Raw genomic sequence first — 1899 nt, forward strand, 5'->3', positions numbered from 1 at the left:
GCCCCCGCCTCTCGACATTGAAAAGGCAGGACAAAATCTGAGCCATCCCGCCGATCTCGACAGCCAGCCCTGCTACGCTCCTCTTCTGGGCACCATTTACCCGTCCCCCGACAGAGCCAAGAGTATCGCCAAAACGGCGGAAATCTGCTATTTATCGGTATGTTCCATAGCGGGGTGTGTCTCGATGTGTCTGGGTGATGCAACGATTCGGTGTATAGACTTGTGTATATATCCGCCGCACGGGCGGGCGTCATATACACACCCCGCCAGCCGGGGAGAACTGTCGTGGCTTTGAACGACGCCGCCATCCGGGCTTTGAAGCCCAAGGATCGTGTCTATGCTGTTGCGGACGAGAAGGGCCTTTGCATCGAAGTCGCGACCAGCGGATCGAAGCTCTGGCGCTTTCGCTATCGGTTCGTCGGGCGGCCACGGGTTTTGTCCTTTGGGCGATACCCGGAAGTGTCGCTCAAGGAAGCGCGGCAGCGGAGAGATGATGCGCGGAGTGTCTTGCGTGACGGCATTGATCCCGGCGCTGAGCGCAAACAGGCAAAGATTACGGCGCAGTTCAACGCGGCCAATACATTTGGAGCGGTCGCCGACGAGTATATAGAGCACAAACTGCTCAAAGAAGGGCGTGCTGCCGTCACGGTGGACAAGGCAAAATGGCTGCTGCTTCAATTGAAGCCGATTACCGGCCGGCCTTTGGCCGAAATCAAATCCGCTGAACTTTTTGCCGTCCTTCGTCGTCTGGAAGGGCAGCGGAAACATGAAACGGCCAAGCGATGCCGCTCTTTCGCCAGCCGCGTGTTTCGATATGCTGCTGCTACCGGACGTGCGGAAAGCGACCCGGCCGCGATGCTCGCTGGACAGTTGATCGCCCCCAAGGTGAAGCACCATGCTGCGATTTTGGACCCGCACAAGTTAGGCGAGCTGCTGCGAAGCATCGACAATTTTCAGGGTGCGCCGATCACCCGCTTGGCATTGCAGATCGCGCCTCACGTGATGGCGAGGCCGGGTGAATTGCGGCAGGCGACATGGGACGAGTTCGATCTTGAAGCCAAGATTTGGCGGATCAAGGCCGAGCGTATGAAGATGCGCCGTCCGCACGCCGTTCCGCTTTCAGATCGAGTCGTTGGCTATCTGCGCGAATTGCAGCAATTCAGCGGACCGGAAGGCTATCTCTTCCCCGCCTTCCATACGACCCGCCGCCCGATGAGCGAGAACACCATGAATCAGGGGTTGCGGCGGATGGGCTACACAAGCGATGAAGTCACCGCACACGGTTTGCGGACGACTGCCTCGACCCTGCTTAACGAAAGTGGGAAATGGCATCCCGATGCGATCGAGCGGGCGCTCGCTCACGGGGACAGCGATGCCGTGCGCGGCATCTACAACCGTGGGCAATATTGGGACGAGCGCGTTAAGATGATGGTTATTATCCCCTTGAAACAAGTAGGCGGATATGGCATATAATGGGCATGAGCAACAAAGCCCCCACGCTGCGCCAGTTCCAAGACCGCTTCCCGACCGAGGATAGCTGCCTCGATCACCTGATGCGCGTCCGCTATGGGGATCGCCACGATTGCGAAAGGTGCGGCAAGTCGGCCCATTTCTATCGCGTGAAGGGCCGCCGCTCCTACGCTTGCGAGTATTGCGGCGCGCAGGTTTACCCGACTGCTGGAACGCCATTCGACCGCACCCGCACCAGTCTGCGCGACTGGTTTTTCGTGATGTTCCAGTTCTGCGCCTCGCGGAACGGCGTGGCGGCCAAGGAAGCCGAGCGCCAACTAGGCGTCACCTACAAGACCGCTTGGCGCATGTGCCACATGATCCGCGAATATATGGGGCAGGTTGACGGTGACGATCCGGTGGGAGGATTCGGCAAGATCGTGGAAGTCG

Annotated in this window: 2 protein-coding genes; both read left to right on the forward strand. The window is 59.1% G+C overall.

Translation table 11 applies throughout. The annotated features are described in order from the left end of the window. The first annotated feature begins 285 nt into the window (after positions 1-285). On the forward strand, positions 286-1473 hold the full coding sequence (locus tag GGR43_RS23280) for a tyrosine-type recombinase/integrase (RefSeq protein ID WP_188074081.1): 1188 nt from the start codon (positions 286-288) through the stop codon (positions 1471-1473). A 5-nt stretch (positions 1474-1478) separates the two neighbouring features. Then, on the forward strand, positions 1479-1899 hold a 421-nt coding region (locus tag GGR43_RS23285), incomplete at its 3' end, for a transposase (protein ID WP_188074082.1).

It is taken from the genome of Sphingobium jiangsuense (assembly GCF_014196495.1).
Classification (GTDB): domain Bacteria; phylum Pseudomonadota; class Alphaproteobacteria; order Sphingomonadales; family Sphingomonadaceae; genus Sphingobium; species Sphingobium jiangsuense.